Consider the following 21,071-nt stretch of genomic DNA (forward strand, 5'->3'; position numbering starts at 1 on the left):
CAGGTCCAGGGCGAGCGAGCGCTGAGCTGGGCCGACGTGGACCGCCGGGCAAACGGTCTGGCCCGCGACCTCCTCGACGCGGGCCTCGGGCGCCAGGCCAAGGTAGCGGCGTATCTGTACAACGCCCCCGAGTACCTGGAGAGCTATTTCGCGGCCTTCAAGGCCGGCCTCGTCCCGGTGAACACCAACTACCGCTACGGCCCCGAAGAGATCGCCTACCTCTTCGACAACTCGGACACCGAGGCCGTGGTCTTCCACACGTCGTTCACCGAGCTGCTCGACAAGGTGCGCAGCCGGCTGCCCCGCATCCGTCGGTGGTATGCGGTCGACGACGGGGGCACCGTCCCGGAGTGGTCCACTCCGTACGAGGCGGTGGTCCGTGCCGGTCGGCCCGACCCGGTACACGGCCCCTGGGGCCGTTCGGGCGACGACCTCCTCCTGCTGTATACGGGGGGTACCACGGGGATGCCCAAGGGCGTCATGTGGCGCCAGGACGACCTGTTCAACGTGCTCGGCGGTGGCGGAAACCCGGTGCTGGGCCAGGCGCCGGCCACCGACCTCGACGACTACGCATCCCGGATCAACGGACCGGGCTTCGTCACGCTGCCGGCCTGTCCGCTCATGCACGGCACCGGCCAGTTCGTCGCCTTCGTGACGCTCAACGGGGGAGGCTGCATCGTGACGCTCGAGGGCCGGCGCTTCGATGCGGCCGAGCTGTGGCGGGCGGTCGAGCGCTACCGGGTCAACGGCATCGCCATCGTCGGCGACGCGTTCGCCCGGCCCATGCTGGCCCAGCTCCAGGCCCATCCCGGCGGCTATGACACATCGAGCCTCATGCTGATGAGCTCCTCTGGCGTCATGTGGAGCCAGGAGACCAAGGCGGCGCTGCTCGAGCGCATCCCCCAGGTGATCCTGTTCGACTCACTGGGCTCGTCCGAGGCGGTGGGCCTGGCGGCCAGCATCTCGGCTGGCGAGAGCGCCACCGACACCGCCCAGTTCCAGCTCGGCGATCGCGTGCACGTGTTCACCGATGACGGCCGCGAGGTGGCCCCCGGCTCGGACGACATCGGCATGGTGGCCATCAACGGCTTCATCCCGCTCGGCTATTACAAGGACGAGGCCAAGACCGCCCGCAACTTCCGTACCGTCGACGGCGTCCGCTACTCGATCCCGGGTGACTACGCCCAGGTCAACGCGGATCGCACCCTGCATCTCCTGGGTCGTGGCTCGGTCTGCATCAACACCGGCGGCGAGAAGGTCTACCCGGAGGAGGTCGAGGAGGTCCTCAAGGAGGACCCTGCCGTGGCCGACGCGGCCTGCGTAGCCGTGCCTGACGAGCGCTTCGGTGAGGCGATCTGCGCCCTGATCGAGCCTGCCGCGGCGAGGGCGGTCGACGAGGAGGCGCTCACCCGACGAGTGCGATCCCGGCTCGCCGGCTTCAAGGTGCCCAGGTCGTATGTCGCGGTCGAGAGCCTTGGTCGGAGCCCTGCGGGCAAGCTCGACTACCCCGGCCTGTCGAAGCTGGCCCGGGCGTCGGCGCCATCCTCGGGGACGCCACCCTCCAGCGAGCCGGCCTCCAGCGAGCCGGCCCGCTGAGGGCCCTCGGCCCGGCGGCCGGCCGCCTCGCCCCAGCCCAGCGCGTCGACCGGTCCCTGGCCCGATCCGAGCGTCCAGCCCGCTGCCCCGCGGAGGGCCCGGGTGAGGAAGGCCTTGGCGAGCTCGATGGCGTCGGCGGGAGTGGCCCCTAGAGCAAGGTTGGCGGCCACTGCGGCCGACAGGGTGCAGCCCGTGCCGTGGACGTTGGCGGTGGAGATCCGGGGCACCGACAGGATCCTCGCGTCCGTCCCGTCCCAGACGACGTCGACCGCCGCCGGGCCGGGCAGGTGACCGCCCTTGATCACGACAAAGCGGGCGCCGGTCTCCGCCAGCTGGCGGGCAGCAGCCGTCATGTCGTCGACCGACGCCAGGTCTCGCTGGACGAGCACCGATGCCTCGCGCAGGTTGGGCATGGCGACCAGGGCGTGAGGAAGGAGCAGCTCGACGTAGGCCCGCTCGGCGTCCCCCTCGAGCAGGCGTCGACCGGTCGTGGCGACCATGACCGGGTCCACCACGAGGTTGGGGAGCTCTCCGCGGTCGGCCCGACCGGCGACGGCGGCGATGGTGGCGGCCGTCGCCAGCATGCCGGTCTTGACCGCAGCCGGTCGGAGATCGCTCACGACCGACATGATCTGGGCATCGACATGCTTCGCGGGCACGAGGTGCACGCTCTGCACTCCCACGGTGTTCTGGGCGGTGACCGCGGTGATGGCGCTGGTGCCGTGCACGCCGAGAGCGGCGAACGTCTTCAGGTCGGCCTGGACGCCCGCCCCTCCACCAGAGTCGGAGCCGGCGATCGTGAGCGCGACGGGCGGAGTGATGCTGCTCACCAGCGCTCGTCGAGGTCGGCCATCCCCTCGAACGACGTCGATGCCTCGGCGTGGAAGCGCTGAGGGATGCGACCCGATCGCCATGCCAGCCGGCCGGCCTCGACAGCCTTCGCCATGGCCGCGGCCATGCCCGCCGGTGCCTGCGCTCTGGTGACCGCCGACGCCAACAACACGGCATCGCAGCCGAGCTCCATGGCGACGGCCGCGTCCGACGCCGTTCCCAGACCGGCGTCGAGGACGACCGGCACCGAGGCGGCCTCGACGATGAGGCCGATGTTGTGGCGGTTCCGGATCCCCAGGCCGCTGCCGATCGGTGAGCCCAACGGCATCACCGCCGCGCAACCGACCTGCTCCAGGCGGCGGGCCAGCACCGGATCGTCGTTCGTGTACGGCAACACCACGAAGCCCTCGTCGACCAGCCGCTCGGCCGCATCGAGGAGCTCGACGGCGTCGGGAAGCAGCGTCCGCTCGTCGCCGATCACCTCCAGCTTCACCCAGTCGGTGTTTAGGGCCTCGCGCCCCAACCGTGCGGTGACAACAGCCTCACCCGCCGTGTAGCACCCGGCCGTGTTGGGCAGGACCCGGATCCCCAGGCCCCGCAGCACGTCGAGCACCGAGCCCTTCGTCGTGGGGTCGACGCGCCGCATGGCGACCGTCGCCATGTCCACGCCCGACGCGGCGATGGCCAGCTCGAGGGCCTCGAGGCTGGGGACGCCGCCGGTCCCCATGATCATGCGGGACCGGAAGACCTCGCCCGCGATCACCAGCGGGTCCTCGGCCATCGACGCCTTCTGATCGCGGGTCCCGGTCAGATCGGCTGTCACAGTCAGATCACCCTCCTTGGGCCGCGGCGAGCACCTCGACGCGGTCGTCGGCGCACAGCGCCGTGGCTGCCCATCGGCTCCGCGGCACCACGTCGCCGTTGATCGCCACGGCGACACCCGCCGGGCCGCGATCCAGCCAGGCCACCACCTGGTCGACGGTCGTGCCGTCGTCGAGCCGTTGCTGCTCTCCGTTGAGCGTCACGTCGATCACCGAACGGGCTCCGTGGCGTCACGCCGGCCTCCCGGGCCGGCCATATCGTCACGCCGGCCTCCCGGGCCGGCGCTGGCGAATCGGGTGGGCGAGAACGGCCGGACGTGGTCCAGGAGCCGTCCCGTCGTCAGATAGGTCGCCACGGCGTCGGCGGTCACCGGCGTGAGGAGGACGCCATTGCGGTAATGGCCGGTGGCCATGGTCAGACCGGGCAGCGCGGAGGGGCCGACCAGCGGAGCGTTGTCGGGCGACCCTGGTCGGAGGCCGGCGTGGGTCTCGGCGAGCTCGAGGTCGAGCACCCCAGGCAGCAGCTGGTGGGCGTCGCGCAGGAGCGTGTACGCCGCCTCGGCGGTGACGGTCGTGTCGAACCCCCGCTCCTCGACCGTGGCTCCCACCACGAGCCGCCCGTCCTCCCGAGGCACCAGGTACACGTGGGAACCCTGGGCGACGCCGCGGAGGTTGCGGGTCAGAAACGGGGACCCGGCCGGCCCGCGCAGGTGGAGGAGCTGGCCTTTGACAGGGCGCACCGAGGGGACGACCCCCGGCGGCAGGCCCGGTATCGAGCTCGACCAGCAGCCGGCCGCCAGCACGACTGCGTCGGCCAGGACGAGCTCGCCGCTCTCGAGCCGGACGCCGGCCGCCCGGTCGTCCGCCACGACCACCTCGGCCACCGCGCAGTGTCGGATGGCCACCCCCCGACGAACCGCCGCGGTACGCAACGCGGGGATGAGCCGCCTGTTGTCGACCTGGTGGTCCTCCGGAGCGAGGATGCCGCCCCTGATCCCGGGAGCGAGCATCGGCTCGAGCGATCGGCACTGGCGCCCGGACAGGAGCTGCGCCTCGAGACCGAGGGACCGCTGGAACTGGTGCAGCTCCTCCAGGACCACCCGATCGCCGCCGTCGGCGGCGGCGAACAAGGTGCCGCAGCGGCGGTACCCGACGGCAGCGTCGGCTTCCCGCTCCAGCTCGTCGACGAACGCCGGATAGCGCTCCGCTGAGGCCAGGTTGAGCCGCAAGAGGGCTTCCTCGCCGTAGTGAACCTCGGTCACCGGAGCCAGCATTCCCGCCGCCGCCCACGACGCGCGGGTGCCGGGATGTGGGTCGACCACTGTCACCCGCAGGCCTTCGCCGGCCGCCCGCCAGGCCGTGGCCAAGCCGATGCACCCGCCGCCGACGACGACGACGTCGGGGCGCTCCGCTCCGGAAGCGTCCGGGTCCGAGCCGATCACGGCCGACCTCCTGCGATGGGTATCACCCGCACGCCCGCCCAGCTGGCGCTGGCCCGTGGGGCTGCTCGCATGTGCACTCCCGTCCTTCGTCGTCGGGCGAGAGAGGGCCCCATCAACACTCCCTGCGCCGGTATTACCCGGATCAGGTCCGACGGTCGGGAGCTGTCAGCTCACCCTCTCAGCCTGGTCACACCAGGCTCCCGTGCGAGCTCCACGTTAGCCGCCGGCCCAGGGAAACGAGGCCAGCGCTCCATACTCCTCGCCCGTCATCTCCTGCCAGCTCCAGAGCGAGGCCCCGACCGCTCCGCCCGAGCGGGCGACGGCGAGGAACCGGAGGATCTCGGCCGAGCTCGGCGACGCCGGCCGGCCCCCCTCGTCCGCCATGTTGTAGGCCTGTCCGATGAGGTGCACCGGCGCCAAGGTGCCGAGGTTGGCCAACGCCAGCTGGGCGTACGCTCCCGGGTCCGTGCAGCCCCAGTACATCATGGGTGCGAAGGCGTCGACGTAGGGTGCCATCGCGGCGTAGGGCATGGTCGACAGATTGTGGTTGGTCGGGGGGAACACGGTGGCCACGAGGGGGCGCCCCTGGGCGGCCGGTCGGGCGAAGCCCAGGTACGTGACCGCCCGCCGGGCCGAGAGCGCCGTGCCCTCGCTCGGGGTCTCGATGTCGGCGGCGAAGCCGTCCAGGCGTCCACCATCCGGCCCGCGCCAGCCGAGGGCCTGCTGGGTCCAGACGGCGTCCGCAACGGGGTCGTACAGATACGGAAAACCCCACCCGATCACGGCCAACCCGGCGCGGTGGGCCGCAGGCACCAAGGCAGCCAGCTGCGACGGGGCGTAGAAGCCATCGCGCGAGTCGGCCACCCGAACCCACAGCTGGTGAAGGCCAGCCTGGGTCGCCTTGGAGACGATGGCAGCGACGTCACCGTGCTCGGTTGCCGGAAGCTGCCAGATCCACAAGCCCTTGCCCGACAGGGCAGCGGGAGAGGGGAGGCGGGGAGCCGGTGGCGGGGGAGCGGGCAGCGCGGGCTCGGGGACCAGGACCGGTGGATGCCAGGGTGGCCCCGGCGCGGGCCTCCCCGGCGGCGACGGTGGCGGCGGGCACCCCGCCAGCGCGACGGGACCCGCCGGGATTGCCGGCGCCGGGGGCCCAGGGGCGCTCGTCGCCGGGCTGGTGGCGCCGTGGACGGGAACGATCGGTCCCGCGCGCGCTGGTGACCGACCGGCCACCGCCACTCCATTGGCCGCCGACTGGTGCCTGACGGTCGCCGGCCCCGACTTCGCCACCGCGTCGAGGCCCGCGCTGACGGCGAGAGCGACGGCAAGCAACGCGACGGCGAGGACGCGGCCCGTCGTCGCCCGGAGACCCATCGCCCTCCCGGGCATACCCTTCGACCAGGAGCGTGCGCTCCTCCGCGCGTGAGTGGCCAAGGCGTCCGACCCCCCAATCCCGGCCTCGACGCGTCTGCGAACACCGATTCGTCTAAGAGTTCGCCGTCGGGCGCTCCCACCCCTGTGGGGGATACGCGGCGACGAGCGGTCGCGCCCGGCGCCTAGCCTCGGCGATCAGCTGCTGTAGACGCTGCTCGTGACGGCCACGATGATCCAGATCACGTCAAGGGCAATCCCGATCGTGCCGAGCACGATGCCGGCCATCGCCATCCCGGCGCCGCCCTGGGTGCCACCTGACCTCTGGATCTGCGAGCGGGAGACGAGGCCGAAGATCAAGGCCAAGATGGCGAAGACGTTGAAGAGCGCGAAGACCCCCGGTATCCCGATGATGCCCAGGACGAGGGCCGCAATCGCGAGCCCGTTGGTCGCAGCCCGGTAGGGGGTCGCCCCCGATTGCTGCGCCCAGGCGCCGGGGTTGTACGAGCCCGGCGCCTGGGGAGTCTCCCATCCCGGGCTGGATCCGCCGGGCGGGCTGGACCAGCCCGCGCTGGCAGCCTCGGGCGGGGGCGGGACGCCCGGCCTGGCATCAGGCGGGTACCACCGTCCATCGGACGCCTGCCACCATCCGGACCCCTGCGCCGTGTCGCTCATGGCGGCGTCTCCCCGTTTCCCTCCACATGACGGTAACAAACGGGGTCGAGGCGCGCCGTGGTCATCGCGGGTCCCGAAGTCAGCCGGCCCGGGAGCCCAGGATCTTCATCGGGTTCTCGACGAGCATCTGCCGAAGGTGGTCGTCGGTGACCCCTCGGGCGCGAAGCGCGGGGATGACGTCGTCGGAGATGTGGGTGTATCGCCAGTTGGGCTGGATGACAGCGACCACCTCGTCGTCGAACCAGTCGTTGTGGCAGGCGGCGTCGTGCGACAGCACCATGCGATCAGCATGTCCCCGGTCGCACATCGTGGCGACCGTCTCGACACGCTCCTCGAACGAGAGGATGGCGTCGATCCCGAATCGGTCCATCCCGATGTACGAGCCGTTGCCGACGAGCTCCTCGAGGTAGGCGATATCAGTGCTGTCGCCGCTGTGGCCGATCACCACGCGCTCGAGGTCCACTCCCTCCTTGGCGAAGATGCGTTGCTGCTCGAGGCCCTGGCGCGTCGCCGCGTGGGTGTGGGTCGAGATCGGGGCGCCGGTCTGCCGATGCGCCTGGGCGACGGCCAGCAGGACCCGCTCCACGCCGGGGGTGACCCCGGCCTCGTCCGTGGCGCACTTGAGGATGCCCGCCTTCACGCCGGTGTCGGCGATGCCGACCTGGAGGTCCCGCACGAACATGTCGATCATCGGCTCCGGGCCGTCGAGCGGGGTCCCAGGGCCTCGGTAGCTGAAATAGAGCGGAACGTCGTTGTAGGTGTACAGGCCCGTCGCCACCACGATCTGGAGCTCGGTACGGGCGGCGATAGCGGCGATACGAGGCACGTAGCGACCGAGGCCGAGGACGGTGAGATCGACGATCGAGTCGACGCCGCGCGACTTCAGCTCGTTCAGCCGGGTCACGGCGTCGTCGATCCGTCGGTCGTCCTCCCACCCGAGTGGATAGTTCTGCTGGACATCGGGGCTCAGGATGAAGACGTGCTCGTGCATCAGGGTCGTGCCGAGAGCAGCACCGTCGATCGGTCCCCGTGCCGTGTTGACCTGTCCCATGCGCACCCCCGAGATCGCTCGTCCCCAGGGCCACGGATGGTAGTGCGGGAGCAGGCCGCCGGTGACTGTCGTCACCCCGCCCCGCTCGACGCGCCGTAGGAGGCCGCCAGCGCGAGCACCTGGTCGACGTAGTCGGAGGAGTGGTTGTACGCGTAGACCGCCCGGGCGATCGTCGCCTGATCACCCCCGCCGTCGGTGCAGAGCAGACGGGCGGCCGAGTACACCGCGTCCACGGGGTCGTAGGGGCTCGGTGGATCGGCGCCCCCTGGTCCGACCACGGCGACCGAGGAGAAGGTAGTGGGCTCGAACTGCATCGGCCCTTCGGCGCCGGCGAAGTTGGCACCACTGCGCACACCGGCGGCGACAGATTGGCCGTTGTCGCTCTCCACCGTTCCGATGGCTGCGAGCACCGACCACGGCAACCCGGGACACATCATGGCGGCCTGCTGGTACAGCGCGAGATATGTGGGCGGGATGGACGCCACCGCCCGGCCCGACGGTGGGCCGCCGGACGCCGGACCTCCCGATGTCTGGCCGGCCGACACGTCGCCTCCGGGGATCGCCGTACCCGCCACCGCCCCGGCCAGGACTGCAGCGCCGAAGACGGCGGTCACCAGCAAGCCGGCGAGGAGCAGCGCCGCCCGTCTCATCGACGAGGGTCCCGGCTGAGCACCGTTTCGCTATAACCACTTTCATAGTATTCTATTCACTCTGAGTGCTCGGCACGCCCGGGCCTCGTGCGATGGCTGCGGGCTCGATCGCGGCCGGTCCGCCGACGGTGGGACCCTCTTCCCCCGACCAGGGGAACGAGGCGGCGATTTCGTGCCGGCAGGCAGGCTCGGGGCGGTATGAGGCGAATCCAAATGACCACCACATCAATGAACATCGCCGGATGCACCGACGCCCCATACAATGGGCCGAGGCCCTCGTCGGGACGGTTCAGAGCACACTACGGAGCACGCGGCGTCTCTTGGGGGAGGGCTGGATGGCAATTGGGCGGGAGTGCCAGATGGCAGGCCACGATGAGCGGACATGGCCTGCCAAGTCTCCCGAGCACGTACGTCGCTTGTCCCGGCCGGGTGCGCCTCTGGGTGACGGCAACCGGCGTTCCCGTCGGTCGGTCGCGGTCTCGGCGTCCAGCGAGCCCGTCAGTAGCTCTGCGCCGTATACGTCGGACGCGCAGGCCGACGCGGTCGACAGCCGACTGGTAGAGGATCACCTGGGCCTGGCCCGTTACCTGGCTCGGCGCTTCTCCCACCGAGGTGAGTCCCTCGAAGACCTGGTGCAGGTCGCATCCATGGGCCTCGTCGAGGCCGCCACGCGCTACGACCCCGACCACGGCACCAGCTTTCCCGCCTTCGCCACGGCCACGATCATCGGGACGCTCAAGAAGCACTTCCGCGACCGCGGTTGGGCCGTTCGGGTCTCCCGTCGGGTCCAGGAGCTCTACCTGGAGACCCGTGACGCCGTCGACCATCTCAGCCAGGCGCTCGGGAGGTCGCCAACCATCGACGAGCTGGCAGCCCATCTGGGCGTGGGTGAGAGCGACGTCATCGAAGCCATGGAGGCCGGCCGCCTGTACCGGACGGCATCCCTGAGCCAGGCGCTGGACGACGACACCACCCGCACGCTCGAGACCCGGGTCGGGGCGGTCGATCCCGGTGTCGGCATCGTCGATCGCAGGGATCTGGTGCGCGACCTGATGAGCCGCCTACCGATGTCGGAGCGACGCGTGGTGCTGTTGCGCTTCCAGGAGGGCCTGAGTCAGGCCGAGATCGGATCGCGAGTCGGCGTGAGCCAGATGCAGGTGTCTCGCCTGCTGGCCCGCGGGCTCGAGCGGATGCGGGCCTGGGAGGCCTGCGCCTGAGGTACCCGGCCGGCCGCGTCTCGACCTCGGGGGACCGGTGGGCGGCAGCGCTGCTCGCTGCAGGAGGTCCGACCGAACCGGAACCCAGCAGCCGGTGCTGATCGGAGGAGATTGGCCCGCCGGCGGATGGGGGAGCATGGGGCAGGGGGGGAGGGCGCCGCCATGATCTTCCCCCACACCGCCGGCGTTGCGGCCTGGCAGTGTGTTACCCGGCCCAAGGGTGTCCAAACCACTCAGTCGCGGATTGCCGAAAAAAATCCCGGGTGCCCGCGGGGTGGGCCTGTCGAGCGAGCTCAGTGGCCGACCACGGGCCCGACGACGGAGCCCTCGCCCGTCTCGTCGGGACGCCTGGCCCGTCCCGCCATGGCCAGTCGGCCGAGGACCACTGCCGTCACGATGGGCAGCTCGACGAGCTCCTCCAAGGCGAGGATTCCGAGCGTCGGGTACCAGACGACCGGTTTGGAGAACGGCAGCCGACTCATGAGCCACCACCGCTCGGACCGACCCGGGTCGAGGGCCTCGACACAGCGCCAGTCTCCGACGGCGCACCGGCCCAGCTCTCGGGGCCGCGATCGAACTCGACCGCCACCCGCTGCTCCGGCCGGCGCTCACCCACCTTGGCGATGTCAGACAGGACCCGCTCGTCCGCCGGGGTGAGCGGTGGCTGGAGGATGCTCCTCGGGTAGAGCCGCCTGGCCCGTACGACGTTGAGCTCGGCGGCGTACAAGGTGATCTGGCAGGCCAGGTACAGGAAGCCGATCAACCCCAGGATACTGGCGAAGTAGCCGTACACCTGACCACTGTGCCGGAGCTGGTGACCGACCAGGTAGCCGCCGACGTACTGAAGGATGGCCCAGGCCACCCCGGCGATCACCGCCCCCGGGATCGGCCACCGACGAGGGATCGCCGGTGGGGTCAGGATGCGAAAGGCCACGATGTACAGCCCGACGTCGGCGACCACGGCGACGATGGCAGCAGCCACCCGCAGTCCCACCGAGTGACCGCCGAACGAGGCGAACCCGGCCACGACGGTGATCACGACGGCGTCGAGGCCGAGCACACCGACGAACAAGAGGCTGCGGACGAGACGGGGCACGAACCCCGGACGGTCGACGGCGCGGATGTTCCACACCTCCGCCATGGCGTTCTGCGCGGCCGTGGTGACGCCGAGGGAGCCCCATACCAGCACGATCAGGCCAATCGTCAACCCGGCCACGCTGCCGGCCCGGAGTGAATGGACGCCGTGGGGGCCGGTCAGCTGCGCCCCCACGATCGGGAACTGCGCCAGCGTCGAGCTCAGCACTCGGTGCTGGAAGCCAGGATCGTTGGCGAACACCAGCCCCAGCACGGTGACCAGGACCAGCAACATGGGAAAGAGGGCCAGGAACCCGTAGTAGGCCATCAGGGCGGCGAGGGACCCGGCGGAGTCGTCGCCGACCTTCTTGACCACGCCGAAGATGAAGGCAAGTGGCGGCCGCCGCTGCTGGAACGCGTCGACCTTCCGGATCGCCCGCTCGGCGGGATTCATGGGCTTCCTCGATTCCCGGTCCTGGGCCGGCCCCCGGACGGGGCCCGACCGCCGCCAGCCGGGCCCGGCTCCAGAACGTCTCGAGGATATGTACCCGATCGTCCCATCGAGGCAACGTTTGCTGGCGGCGCCGCTCGACGAGCTGCGCAGTTGGGTGGGTTGGACGTTTCGCCAGCCCTGGGCTCGGGTAGCGAAGGACGCTGGCAAACGGGATCGACCTCCAGGAGGCGGGGACCGCTGTGATCGACGATGTGCTGAGCGCCCCTGTAGATCTCCAAGCCGACACGAGCTGGCGAGCACGAGCCGCCTGCCGGCTCTGCCCCCCGGAGCTCTTCTTCCCCAGCGGCACCACGGGGATCGCCCTCGAACGGATGGAGCGGGCAAAGCAGGTCTGCGAGGCCTGCGAGGTGCGCTCCGAGTGCCTTCGGTTCGCCCTCGAGACCAGGCAGGAGTTCGGAATCTGGGGAGGCACCGACGAGAAGGAGCGGGCCCGCCTGCGCCGCAAGGGCCGCGTGGCCGCCCTCGTCGGCTCCATGCCGGCGTCGACGCCCCGCTGAGCGCCAACCGGGAGGTTGCACCCTGGGGTTGACCGACGGTCACCCCGCCCGGTTCGGACCGGCTCGCTCGATGGTGATGCGCAACAGGAGCCGGCGCTCGCGCTCCATTGCCCGGCGGTAGTCGTCCCAGTCGGGGTGCTCGCCGCTGATGGAGCGGTAGTAGGCGACCAGCTCCTCCATCGCCTCGGGGAGCTCGAGCACGTCCGTTGGCCCCTCGACCTGGACCCAGGGACCGAAGAACTGATCGCTCATGACGCACAGCGCCGCCCACCGCTGCCGACGAACGTTGGCCGTCTTCATGGCTCCCGCCCGGGTGCTGACGACGGCCCTCCCCTGGCTGTCGATGGCCGTCGTCACCGGTGACAGCTGGGGGCGGCCATCACTTCGGATGGTGGCCAACACGGCCCGGTGGTGCTCACGAATGAAGCGACGGGCATCCTCGGCATCCATGGCGGGTGAGGCTATCCGAGGCGTCCCTTCCCGTCAGCGGCTGCCCTGTACGTCAGCGGCTGCCCTGTACGATTCGCCGCGGAGCCGCACGGCCGGCCTTGGAGGCCGGCCCGAAGGATTGGAAGGGGGGCCAGCATGTTGAGCACCATGCAGGACCGGCCGCTGACGATCAGTGCCATCGTTCGCCACGGTCAGCGCACCTACGGCGACAGCGAGGTCGTCACCTACGAGGACGGCGGCGCCCGTCGCTCCAGCTTCGCCACCGTGGCCGAACGGGCCGAGCGGCTCGCCGCCGCCCTTCGTGACCTGGGCGTGGAGCGGGGCGACCGCGTGGGCACCTTCTGCTGGAACCATCAGGAGCACCTCGAGGCCTACCTCGCGGTGCCCAGCATGGGCGCGGTCCTTCATACCCTCAATATCCGGCTGTTCCCCGAGCAGCTGAGCTACGTCGTCAACCACGCCGAGGACCGGGTCGTGCTGGTCGACGCGTCGCTGGTCCCGCTCCTCGCCAGAGTGATCGGCGAGCTCAAGTCGGTGCAGCACATCGTCGTGATCGGCGATGGTGATGCCAGTCCGCTCGGAGAATGCCTTCGCTACGAGGAGCTGATAGGCGCCTCCGCTCCCGGATTCGACTGGCCCGACCTCGACGAGTACGACGCCGCCGCCATGTGCTACACGAGCGGCACGACGGGCAACCCGAAGGGGGTCGTGTACAGCCACCGGTCCACCTTCCTGCACAGCTTCGCCGTCACGTCCGCAGCCAGCCTCGCCGTCCATGAGCAAGACCGCGTGCTCGTGATCGTGCCCATGTTCCATGCCAATGCCTGGGGGATTCCCTACGCGGCATGGCTGGTGGGCGCCGACTTCATCCTGCCCCAACGCTTTCTCCAGGCCGAGCCTCTGGCGAGGATCATCGCCCAGGAGCGGCCCACCACGTCCGAGGCCGTGCCGACCGTCCTGAACGACCTCCTCCGCTATGGACAAGACCACGAGCTCGACCTGTCGTCGCTGCGTCTCATCGTCGCTGGCGGGTCAGCGGTCCCCCGAGCGCTGATCGAGCGGTATCGGGAGCGCTACGGGGTTCGAATCGTCCAGGGCTGGGGGATGACCGAGACCAGCCCGCTGTGCGCGCTGTCCATCCCGCCGAAGGGTGCGGCGGAAAACGAGGAGGTGGACTACCTCGCTCGCACCGGACGGGTGGTTCCAGGGGTCGAGCTGCGCGTCGTGGCGCCGAACGACGCGGAGCTGCCGCGCGACGGGAAGTCGGTGGGGGAGTTCGAGGTTCGGGGCCCCTGGATCACGGCGTCGTACTACGGCGACCCGTCGCCCGAGCGGTTTCACGACGGCTGGCTGCGAACGGGCGACGTCGGGACGCTCGACGACCGCGGCTTCATGCAGATCACCGACCGCACCAAGGACGTCGTCAAGTCGGGCGGGGAATGGATCTCGTCGGTCGAGCTCGAGACCGTGCTCATGTCCCACCCCTCGGTCTACGAGGCCGCGGTGGTGGGGGTGCCGGACTCCCGTTGGGAGGAGCGGCCGCTGGCGTGCGTGGTGGCCAACGAGGGCGCCGACCTCGACCCGGTCGAGCTGCGGCGGTTCCTCGCCGACCGGGTCGCCCGGTTCTGGCTGCCGGAGCGGTGGGCAATCGTCGACGAGGTGCCCAAGACCAGCGTCGGCAAGTTCGACAAGAAGGTGCTGCGGGCGAAGTTCGCCGACGGCACCCTCGACGTCGTGATCGCCGGCGACACGTCTGAGCGCTCGACGGCCGACTGAGCCGGGGCGCCGGGACGCCGGCCCGCTGGCGGCGGCGGACACTTCGTTGTGTTTCACCTTTGGTCGAAAAGGGGCGCCGCGCACACCGACGGCGCGCCAGCTATCGACGTAAGGTGAAACACGGGTAACTCCCCCAGGGCCTCGGCGGCGGCAGGCTTTCCTACGGCCGGTGTCCTACCGCCGGTGGGGGATCGGGGCCGGTCCGGAGTGGCGAAGCCGCCGGCAGCCGAGCGGGCAAACTGGTGGGGTGAGCGACAGGCTGGTCACCGAGCTGTCGGCAGCGCTGGCACCTGACAGGGTCCGCAGCCGGCCTCTCGAGCTGACCCTCTACCGACGGGACGCCTCGCTCCTCGAAGGCCAGCCCGGCGTGGTGTGCTTTCCGTGCACCACCGACGAAGTCCAGGCGGCGGTGACGATCGCCCGGCGACACGGCCGGTCGGTCGTGCCCCGGGGGTCGGGAACGGGGTTGGCGGGCGGCGCCGTTCCCGTCGGCGCTGACGGCGCCGAGCCGGTCGTGGTCGTGACGACCAAGATGGACGCCGTCCTCGAGATCGACGAGGGCGCCAGGGTGGCGTGGGTGCAGCCCGGCGTGCTCAATCTCGACCTGTCGCGAGACGTGGCCCACCTGGGACTGCATTTCGCCCCCGACCCGTCCAGCCAGCAGTCGTGCTCGGTCGGCGGCAACGTCGCCAACAACTCGGGCGGTCCGCACTGCCTCGCCTACGGGGTCACCAGCGCTCACGTGCTGGCCGTCGAGGTCGTGCTGCCCGACGGGACCCTGGCGCTCCTCGGCGGCCTCGACCCGGAGCCCCCGGGCTACGACCTCCGGGGCGCCTTCATCGGCAGCGAGGGGACCATGGGCATCGCCGTGCGCATCGCGGTGCGCCTGTCGCCCGATCCCCCGGCGGTACGCACCATCCTCGTTGACTTCGCCTCGATCGAGACGGCGGCGGCGACCGTCACCGGCATCATCGCCGCCGGCCTCGTACCGGCCGCCCTGGAGATGATGGATTCCCGCATCACGGCGGCGGTCGAGGACTACGTCCACGCCGGGTTTCCCCGTGACGCCGCCGCGGTCCTCCTGGTGGAGGTGGACGGCCTACCCGCAGGGGTCGAGGCCGCGGCCCAGGTCGTCGCCGACGTGGCCGAAGCCAACGGCGCCCGGGGCGTGCGAGTGGCTGCGGACGAAGCCGAGCGGGCCCTGCTGTGGAAGGGGCGGAAGTCCGCCTTCGGTGCCATCGCCCGCATCGCCCCCGACTACTACCTCCACGACACCGTGGTCCCGCGCACCCGGCTGGTGGAGGTGCTGGCACAGGTCTACGAGATCGCCGAACGCCACCAGCTGCTGGTGGTCAACGTCTTCCACGCCGGTGACGGCAATCTCCATCCGCTGCTGCTGTTCGATCGGAGAGAGCGGGGCGTGATGGATCGCGTCCTCGCTGCCGGTGCCGAGATGATCGCCGCCTGCGTCGCCGTCGGTGGGGTGCTCTCGGGTGAGCACGGCATCGGTCTCGAGAAGCGCGAGCACATGGGCCTCATCTTCTCCGACGCCGATCTCGACGCCCAGCGTCGGCTGCGGCTGGCCTTCGACCCCGACCAGTCGTGCAACCCCTACAAGGTCCTTCCGTCGGGATCCCGCTGCGGCGACCTTCAGTCAGTGCCGGCCGGGGCCTGGATATGACGGAGCCCGTCAGGACGTTGCCTGGTGCCGACCGGGCGCTCGGAGACTTCGCCACCGAGGTCGGCCCCAGCGACCCGGTGGTGGTGGTCGGCGGTCGCACACAGTGGGCCGTCGGTGGCGATCCCGACGCCTCGGCGCGAGAGGTGCGGGCCCCCGCAGGGGTTGTCCAGCACGAGCCGGCGGAGATGATCGTGCGGGTCCGGGCCGGGACATCGGTGGCCGAGCTCGACGCCGCCCTGGCGGAGGGCGGGCAGACGATCGCCCTCGATCCCCCCGACGCCGAGCGGGCAACGGTGGGTGGCGTGCTGGCGGTGGGGCACAGCGGACCTCGCCGTCTCGGCTGGGGACCCGTTCGTGACTCGCTGCTCGAGGCCCGTTACGTCTCCGCCGGGGGCCAGCTGATCCGAGCGGGCGGGCCGGTGGTCAAGAACGTGAGCGGGTTCGACCTCTGCCGCCTCCTGGTCGGGTCGCTCGGGACCCTCGGGCTGCTCGCCGAGGTCGTCCTGCGGGTCCGACCGCGTCCCCCAGCGGCCGTGTGGCTCCGCGGCGCGCCCGACGACCCCGATCGCCTCCGCCGCGCGCTGCTGCGGCCCTCGTCGATCCTCTGGGACGGCGCCACCACCTGGGTCCTCCTCGAGGGCCACGCCGCCGACGTCGACGCCGAGATCAAGGCGCTCGGACGCGAGTTCGCGCCGGTCGGAGCGCCCCCGCCCCTGCCGAACGGTGGCCGTTGGTCTGTGGCCCCTTCGGCCCTACAGGAGGCCGTCATGGGGCTCGAGCCCGGCAGCTTCGTCGCCGAGTTCGGCGTCGGCATCGTGCACGCATCGACGCCGGCCCTGGCCCGTCCGGCGCATCCAGCGACGGCGACTCTCCATCGTCGCATCAAGGCCAATTTCGACCCCTCAGGGCGGTTGAACCCCGGGCGGATCGTGGCATGAAGCTCGCCATCGAAGACGAGGACCTTGCCGCCTGCGTCTCGTGCGGTCTCTGCCTCCCGCACTGCCCGACCTACCGCGTCACGGGGGAGGAGTCGGCTTCGCCGCGGGGCCGGATCGCCGCCATGCGGGCCACGCACGTCACCGACGGGCGGCCGCGACCGGAGTTCACCGAGTTCATGGACCTGTGCGTCCAGTGCCGGGGCTGCGAGGTCGCCTGCCCCTCGTCGGTGCCCTTCGGGCGGCTGATGGAGGGCGCGCGCGTGACGCTGGCCCGAGAGACCGCTTACCAGCCGCGATGGAGACGGCTCGCCTACGCCGCCCTCGCCCATCACCGCTTCCTCCTGGCGGCATCGACCGCGACCGCGGTCGTCCAGCGGCTCGGCCTCGTACCGGCGCGGTTCGGACTGCCCCGGTTGCCGGTGCGGCGGCCACGGCTGCGATCGAGCGGGACGGACGCCTGGTTGTTCACCGGCTGCGTCATGGACGCGTGGATGCGGCCCACCCACGCCGCCGCCCTCCGGGTGATGCAGGCCACCGGCGCCGGCGTGGCCCTCCCGGCATCCGGCGCCGACTGCTGCGGCGCCCTGCACGTGCACGCCGGGCTCCGGGACGAAGCCCAGGTCCTCGCCCGCCGGGTCGTGGCGTCGATGCCAGGTGACGCCCCCGTGGTGGTCGACTCGGCCGGCTGTGGCGCGGCCCTGAAAGACTACGGCGAGCTCCTCGGGACGGCCGAGGGTCGGCGATTCTCTGACCGGGTCCAGGACGTGCACGAGTGGCTGGCGGCACGGGCGGACCGCCTGCCACCGCCCGTCCGCCGGCTCGGCGAGCCCGTCGCCGTCCAGGACCCGTGCCACCTCCGCCACGTCCAGCGGGCCCATCACCACGTCCGCACCGTGCTGGCCCCGTACGCGGACCTGGTGGAGGTCGGCGACGACGGCCTGTGCTGTGGAGCGGGCGGCGCCTATGCCGGCATCCACCCCGGCATGGCCGGGGAGATCCGGGCTCGCAAGGTGGCCGCCATCGCCGCCACGGGCGCTCCCGTCGTCGCCAGCGCCAACCCCGGCTGCATCGCCCACCTCGCCGGGGCGGGCCTCGACGTCCGTCATCCGCTCGACATCATCGCCCGGACGCTCGATGGCGCCTGAAGCCGACGACATCCGCGGCCGGCTCGAAGCCATCGCCGAAGAGCTGGCCGACATGGCGATGGAGGCGTTGCGGGAAGCCATCGAGGCCGGTGAGCGGGGGCGACCCGCGGAGGAGCGTCGCCTGACACAGGCCCGTCGCTCGGTGGAGCGCGCCGCCTCGTTGCTTCGCAGCCGGGACGAGATGCCCTGACGGCCCGCTCAGTCCCGGTTGAGTTCGTCGATCAGCTGTCGCAGCCGGCCGTAATGAGCGCGGTCGAAGTGGAAGGCGATCCGGGGTAGCTCGACGTGGTCCCGTCCGGCGCGCTCCTGGGGCAGGGCCTCGGTGCGGTGGATGTCGCCTCGCGTGCAGATGTCGGCGAACTCTCGGTTGAGCGCAGCCAGCTTCTCGTCCGAGAGAGCGGCGCGCAGCCTGATGACGGTCAGGTCCCCCACGACCCGCAGCGAGTGGTAGCGGCGGTAGAAGCCGAGGACCTCCGCCGCGGCGAGGGCGACGTCGTCGGTGATGCGGTAGAACGCCGTATCGTCCGGCGAGATCAGCCCGCGGCCCCTCAGCTCGTCGGCGACGAACTGCTCCCACGCCCGCCAGTAGCTGCCGCCAGGCACGTCCACGAACACCAGCGGCGAGGGCTCCGCTTTCCCGGTCTGCAGCAGGGTCAGCAGCTCGAAGGCTTCGTCCATGGTGCCGAAACCGCCCGGCAGGACCGCGTAGCCGTCGGACTCCTTGAGGAGCATCAGCTTGCGGGTGAAGAAGTACTTCATCTCGACGAGCTTGGGATCGCCAGAGATGAAGGCATTCGGCGCGTCCTCGAACGGGAGCCGGATGTTGATGCCGAACGCCTTGTCCGGACCCGCGCCCTCCAACCCCGCCGCCATGATCCCTGGGCCCGCGCCCGTCACCAGCATCCACCCGGCCTGGGCGAGCTTGGTCGCCAGCGCCCTGGCCTGGGCGTAGAGCGGATCGTCGGTCCGGGTCCGGGCGGAGCCGAACATGGTCAGCTTCGGGATGGACCGGTAGGGAGCGAAGACGGCGAAGGCCTCGGCCATCTCCCTCACCGCTGCGTTCGTGATCTTGAGGTCGAGGCGGTCGGCCCCGTTGCTCGCCATGCGGATGGTCGTGGCCAGTATCTCGAACAGCTGATCGCGGTTGAACTGGGCCCCGGCCGCGTCGAGCAGATCCTCGATGTTGCGATCGATCTCGGGACGGCCGGTTCGACGTCGCCTCGTGCGCTCGGCCACTCGGGCTCCGCTTACGCTGGCGCCGGCACCCGCTCGTACAACGTGGTTCGCTGCTCGAGCCGGCGCCCGATTGGTTCGACGATCGACCGGAAGCCCTCCTCGTCCATGGCCTGGCCGTGGCTGGCGCCCGCGGCGCGGGAGATGTTCTCGTCCATGAGCGTCCCACCGAGGTCGTTGGCGCCCGCCATGAGGGCCTGGCGCACCCCGGTGGCGCCCATCTTGACCCAGCTCACCTGGATGTTCGGCACCCACGGGTGGTAGGCGATGCGGGCCACGGCGTGCATCAGCAGGGCCTCGCGGAAGGTCGGACCCGGCCTGGCCCGGTGCTGCAGGTAGATCGGCGCCGCCATGTGGACGAACGGCAGGGGGACGAACTCGGTGAAGCCACCCGTCTCCTTCTGCAGCTCGCGGGTGCGCACGATGTGTCGGGCCCAGTGGACGGGCGACTCGACGGAGCCGAACATGATCGTGATGTTCGAGCGGAGCCCTACCGAGTGCGCGACGCGATGGGCCTCGAGCCACTCCTCGGTGTTGACCTTGTCCGGGCACAGCACGGCCCGCACCTCGTCATCGAGGATCTCGGCCGCGGTGCCCGGCAGCGTCTTCAGGCCCGCGTCCATCAGCCGCCGCAGGTAGTCGGCGAGCGGCTCGCCCAGGCGCCGAGCTCCTTCGGTGACCTCGAGGGCGGTGAATCCGTGGATGTGGATCCGCTCAGAGGCGGCCCGCACCGCCTTGATCACCTCGAGGTAGTAGTCGCCGTCGAAGCTGGGATGAATGCCCCCCTGGAGGCACACCTCCGTGGCCCCGAGCGCCTCGGCCTCGGCGACCCGTCGAGAGATCTCGTCCAGCTCGAGCAGGTACGGGCTACCTCGGAGGTTGAGCGACAGCGGCCCCTTCGAGAAGGCGCAGAATCGACACTTGAACGTGCACACGTTGGTGTAGTTGATGTTGCGGTTGGTCACCCAGGTGACGGCGTCACCGACCGCCGCCTGACGAAGCCCGTCAGCCACCTCCGCCACCGCGACCAGTCCCGGCCCGCGGGCTGCGAAGAGCTCGGTGATCTCCTCGACGCCGACCTCGTGTCCCAGCTGCACCCCGGTCAGCACCTCGGCCAGGGCACCCCTGGTCAGGACGGAAGGACTGGGGGCGACTGGCACCTGCGAGTCGTGCGACCCCACGGCGAGCAGCGGCGGCGGGCCCGCCGTGCCCCCCGACGACCAGTCATCCTCCCGGGCGAGACCCTCGGCGTCCGAGCGGTCGAGAACGGGGAAGCGCATGGCGGCGTCGAGCCAGCGTTCGGGGGAGAGGGCGTACTCGGGATAGATCGTGAGCCGGGCGGCCAGGGCGAAGCCCCGCGACTCGGTGGTGCGCCGCAGGGCCTCGACGGCCGGCCACGGCCGCTCCGGGTTGACGTGGTCGGCGGTCACGGGCGAGACGCCACCCCAGTCGTCGATGCCGGCGTCGAGGAGCGAACCGAAGTCGTCCGAGAGGTTGGGGGGCGCCTGGAGGTGGATCTCCGCGGGCAGCACGAGCCTGGCCGCGGCCACCGACCACAGGTACTCCTCGGCCGGGCACGGCGGGTGGGCGTGCATGGCCGTACCCGGCTTGGGCAGGAAGTTCTGGACGATCACCTCCTGGACGTGGCCGTGACGGGCGTGCGACGCGGCGATCGCTTCCAGGGCGACAAGTCGGTCCGCGCGACTCTCACCGATGCCGACGAGTATGCCGGTGGTGAACGGGATGCCCAGCTCGCCGGCGGCCTCCAGCGTGGCGAGCCGCCGTTCGGGAGTCTTGTCGGGGCTTCCACGGTGACACTCGAGGTCCGCCAGGGTCTCGATCATCATCCCCTGGCTGGCCGACAGCGGCCGCAGGCGAGCCAGCTCCTCAGGGTGAAGGGCGCCCGCGTTGGCGTGGGGGAGCAGGCCGGTCTCGTCCCGGACGAGTGCGGCGACCGATGCCAGGTAGTCCACCGTCGAGGCGTGCCCCTCCGCATCCAGCCACTCGCGTGCCGCCGGGTACCGCTCCTCGGGGCGCTCACCGAGGGTGAACAGCGCCTCGTGACAGCCGGCCGCAGCCCCGGCCTTGGCGATTGCGAGCACCTCCGACGGC

At 71.0% G+C, this 21,071-nt stretch carries 21 protein-coding genes and 1 riboswitch; of the genes, 8 read left to right on the forward strand and 13 right to left on the reverse strand.

The genetic code is table 11. The features are described from left to right. Positions 1-1,596 (forward strand): AMP-binding protein (locus VH112_00295; protein ID HEX4538656.1); only part of this gene is annotated, 1,596 nt, incomplete at its 5' end. Here VH112_00295 and thiD read toward each other — a convergent pair. From thiD to VH112_00335, 8 genes are all read right to left on the reverse strand, one after another. Then, positions 1,503-2,426 (reverse strand): bifunctional hydroxymethylpyrimidine kinase/phosphomethylpyrimidine kinase, encoded by a 924-nt coding sequence (thiD, locus tag VH112_00300; GenBank protein ID HEX4538657.1) that lies wholly within the window; start codon positions 2,424-2,426, stop codon positions 1,503-1,505. The two genes, VH112_00295 and thiD, sit on opposite strands and share 94 nt — an antisense overlap. Then, complete coding sequence (locus tag VH112_00305; GenBank protein ID HEX4538658.1) at positions 2,423-3,250, reverse strand: thiazole synthase; 828 nt, start codon at positions 3,248-3,250, stop codon at positions 2,423-2,425. The genes thiD and VH112_00305 overlap by 4 nt, the downstream gene beginning before the upstream one ends. Positions 3,251-3,257: 7 nt before the next feature. Then, a complete protein-coding gene (thiS, locus tag VH112_00310; protein ID HEX4538659.1) occupies positions 3,258-3,461 on the reverse strand; it encodes a sulfur carrier protein ThiS in 204 nt (67 codons plus the stop codon). Then, entirely contained in the window at positions 3,458-4,690 is a 1,233-nt protein-coding gene (gene thiO / locus VH112_00315) for a glycine oxidase ThiO (GenBank protein HEX4538660.1), read from the reverse strand. The genes thiS and thiO overlap by 4 nt, the downstream gene beginning before the upstream one ends. A 102-nt stretch (positions 4,691-4,792) precedes the next feature. Beyond that, positions 4,793-4,904, reverse strand: a riboswitch (TPP riboswitch). 2 nt (positions 4,905-4,906) lie between these two features. Beyond that, positions 4,907-6,061 (reverse strand): hypothetical protein, encoded by a 1,155-nt coding sequence (locus VH112_00320; GenBank protein HEX4538661.1) that lies wholly within the window; start codon positions 6,059-6,061, stop codon positions 4,907-4,909. Between the two features lie 195 nt (positions 6,062-6,256). Then, a complete protein-coding gene (locus VH112_00325) occupies positions 6,257-6,733 on the reverse strand; it encodes a DUF4190 domain-containing protein (protein HEX4538662.1) in 477 nt (158 codons plus the stop codon). Between the two features lie 79 nt (positions 6,734-6,812). Then, complete coding sequence (locus tag VH112_00330) at positions 6,813-7,859, reverse strand: hypothetical protein (protein HEX4538663.1); 1,047 nt, start codon at positions 7,857-7,859, stop codon at positions 6,813-6,815. Continuing rightward, on the reverse strand, positions 7,856-8,434 hold the full coding sequence (locus tag VH112_00335) for a lytic transglycosylase domain-containing protein (GenBank protein ID HEX4538664.1): 579 nt from the start codon (positions 8,432-8,434) through the stop codon (positions 7,856-7,858). Before VH112_00335 ends, VH112_00330 begins: the two co-directional genes overlap by 4 nt. Before the next feature lie 359 nt (positions 8,435-8,793). Between VH112_00335 and VH112_00340 the strand changes: the two genes are divergently transcribed. Then, a complete protein-coding gene (locus VH112_00340) occupies positions 8,794-9,651 on the forward strand; it encodes a SigB/SigF/SigG family RNA polymerase sigma factor (GenBank protein HEX4538665.1) in 858 nt (285 codons plus the stop codon). Between the two features lie 293 nt (positions 9,652-9,944). Here the strand turns inward: VH112_00340 and VH112_00345 are convergent, their stop codons facing one another. Both VH112_00345 and VH112_00350 read right to left on the reverse strand, forming a co-directional pair. Next, positions 9,945-10,133 carry a hypothetical protein gene (locus tag VH112_00345; protein HEX4538666.1) on the reverse strand — a complete coding sequence of 63 codons (189 nt, stop codon included), beginning with the start codon at positions 10,131-10,133 and terminating at the stop codon, positions 9,945-9,947. Continuing rightward, complete coding sequence (locus tag VH112_00350; protein ID HEX4538667.1) at positions 10,130-11,179, reverse strand: YihY/virulence factor BrkB family protein; 1,050 nt, start codon at positions 11,177-11,179, stop codon at positions 10,130-10,132. Before VH112_00350 ends, VH112_00345 begins: the two co-directional genes overlap by 4 nt. 239 nt (positions 11,180-11,418) lie before the next feature. Here VH112_00350 and VH112_00355 point away from each other — a divergent pair, with 239 nt between their 5' ends. Continuing rightward, a complete protein-coding gene (locus VH112_00355) occupies positions 11,419-11,736 on the forward strand; it encodes a WhiB family transcriptional regulator (protein HEX4538668.1) in 318 nt (105 codons plus the stop codon). Positions 11,737-11,775: 39 nt separating this feature from the next. Here the strand turns inward: VH112_00355 and VH112_00360 are convergent, their stop codons facing one another. After that, complete coding sequence (locus VH112_00360) at positions 11,776-12,186, reverse strand: PPOX class F420-dependent oxidoreductase (protein ID HEX4538669.1); 411 nt, start codon at positions 12,184-12,186, stop codon at positions 11,776-11,778. A 135-nt stretch (positions 12,187-12,321) separates the two neighbouring features. Here VH112_00360 and VH112_00365 point away from each other — a divergent pair, with 135 nt between their 5' ends. The 5 genes from VH112_00365 (at position 12,322) to VH112_00385 (ending at position 17,916) form a co-directional block, all read left to right on the forward strand. Beyond that, positions 12,322-13,962 carry a long-chain fatty acid--CoA ligase gene (locus tag VH112_00365; protein ID HEX4538670.1) on the forward strand — a complete coding sequence of 547 codons (1,641 nt, stop codon included), beginning with the start codon at positions 12,322-12,324 and terminating at the stop codon, positions 13,960-13,962. A 247-nt stretch (positions 13,963-14,209) separates the two neighbouring features. Continuing rightward, positions 14,210-15,643 (forward strand): FAD-linked oxidase C-terminal domain-containing protein, encoded by a 1,434-nt coding sequence (locus VH112_00370; GenBank protein HEX4538671.1) that lies wholly within the window; start codon positions 14,210-14,212, stop codon positions 15,641-15,643. Then, the gene (locus tag VH112_00375) at positions 15,640-16,581 is read left to right on the forward strand and encodes an FAD-binding protein (GenBank protein HEX4538672.1); all 942 of its coding nucleotides are present in this window, start codon (positions 15,640-15,642) and stop codon (positions 16,579-16,581) included. The genes VH112_00370 and VH112_00375 overlap by 4 nt, the downstream gene beginning before the upstream one ends. Then, a complete protein-coding gene (locus tag VH112_00380) occupies positions 16,578-17,726 on the forward strand; it encodes a (Fe-S)-binding protein (protein ID HEX4538673.1) in 1,149 nt (382 codons plus the stop codon). Before VH112_00375 ends, VH112_00380 begins: the two co-directional genes overlap by 4 nt. Beyond that, positions 17,716-17,916 (forward strand): hypothetical protein, encoded by a 201-nt coding sequence (locus VH112_00385; protein HEX4538674.1) that lies wholly within the window; start codon positions 17,716-17,718, stop codon positions 17,914-17,916. Before VH112_00380 ends, VH112_00385 begins: the two co-directional genes overlap by 11 nt. A gap of 8 nt (positions 17,917-17,924) precedes the next feature. Here VH112_00385 and VH112_00390 read toward each other — a convergent pair whose 3' ends face one another. Next, positions 17,925-18,962, reverse strand: coding sequence for an LOG family protein (locus VH112_00390; GenBank protein HEX4538675.1), 1,038 nt, complete (start codon positions 18,960-18,962; stop codon positions 17,925-17,927). Between the two features lie 11 nt (positions 18,963-18,973). Continuing rightward, positions 18,974-21,071 (reverse strand): 5-amino-6-(D-ribitylamino)uracil--L-tyrosine 4-hydroxyphenyl transferase CofH (gene cofH / locus VH112_00395; GenBank protein HEX4538676.1); only part of this gene is annotated, 2,098 nt, incomplete at its 5' end.

The organism is Acidimicrobiales bacterium (genome assembly GCA_036270875.1).
GTDB lineage: Bacteria > Actinomycetota > Acidimicrobiia > Acidimicrobiales > AC-9 > AC-9.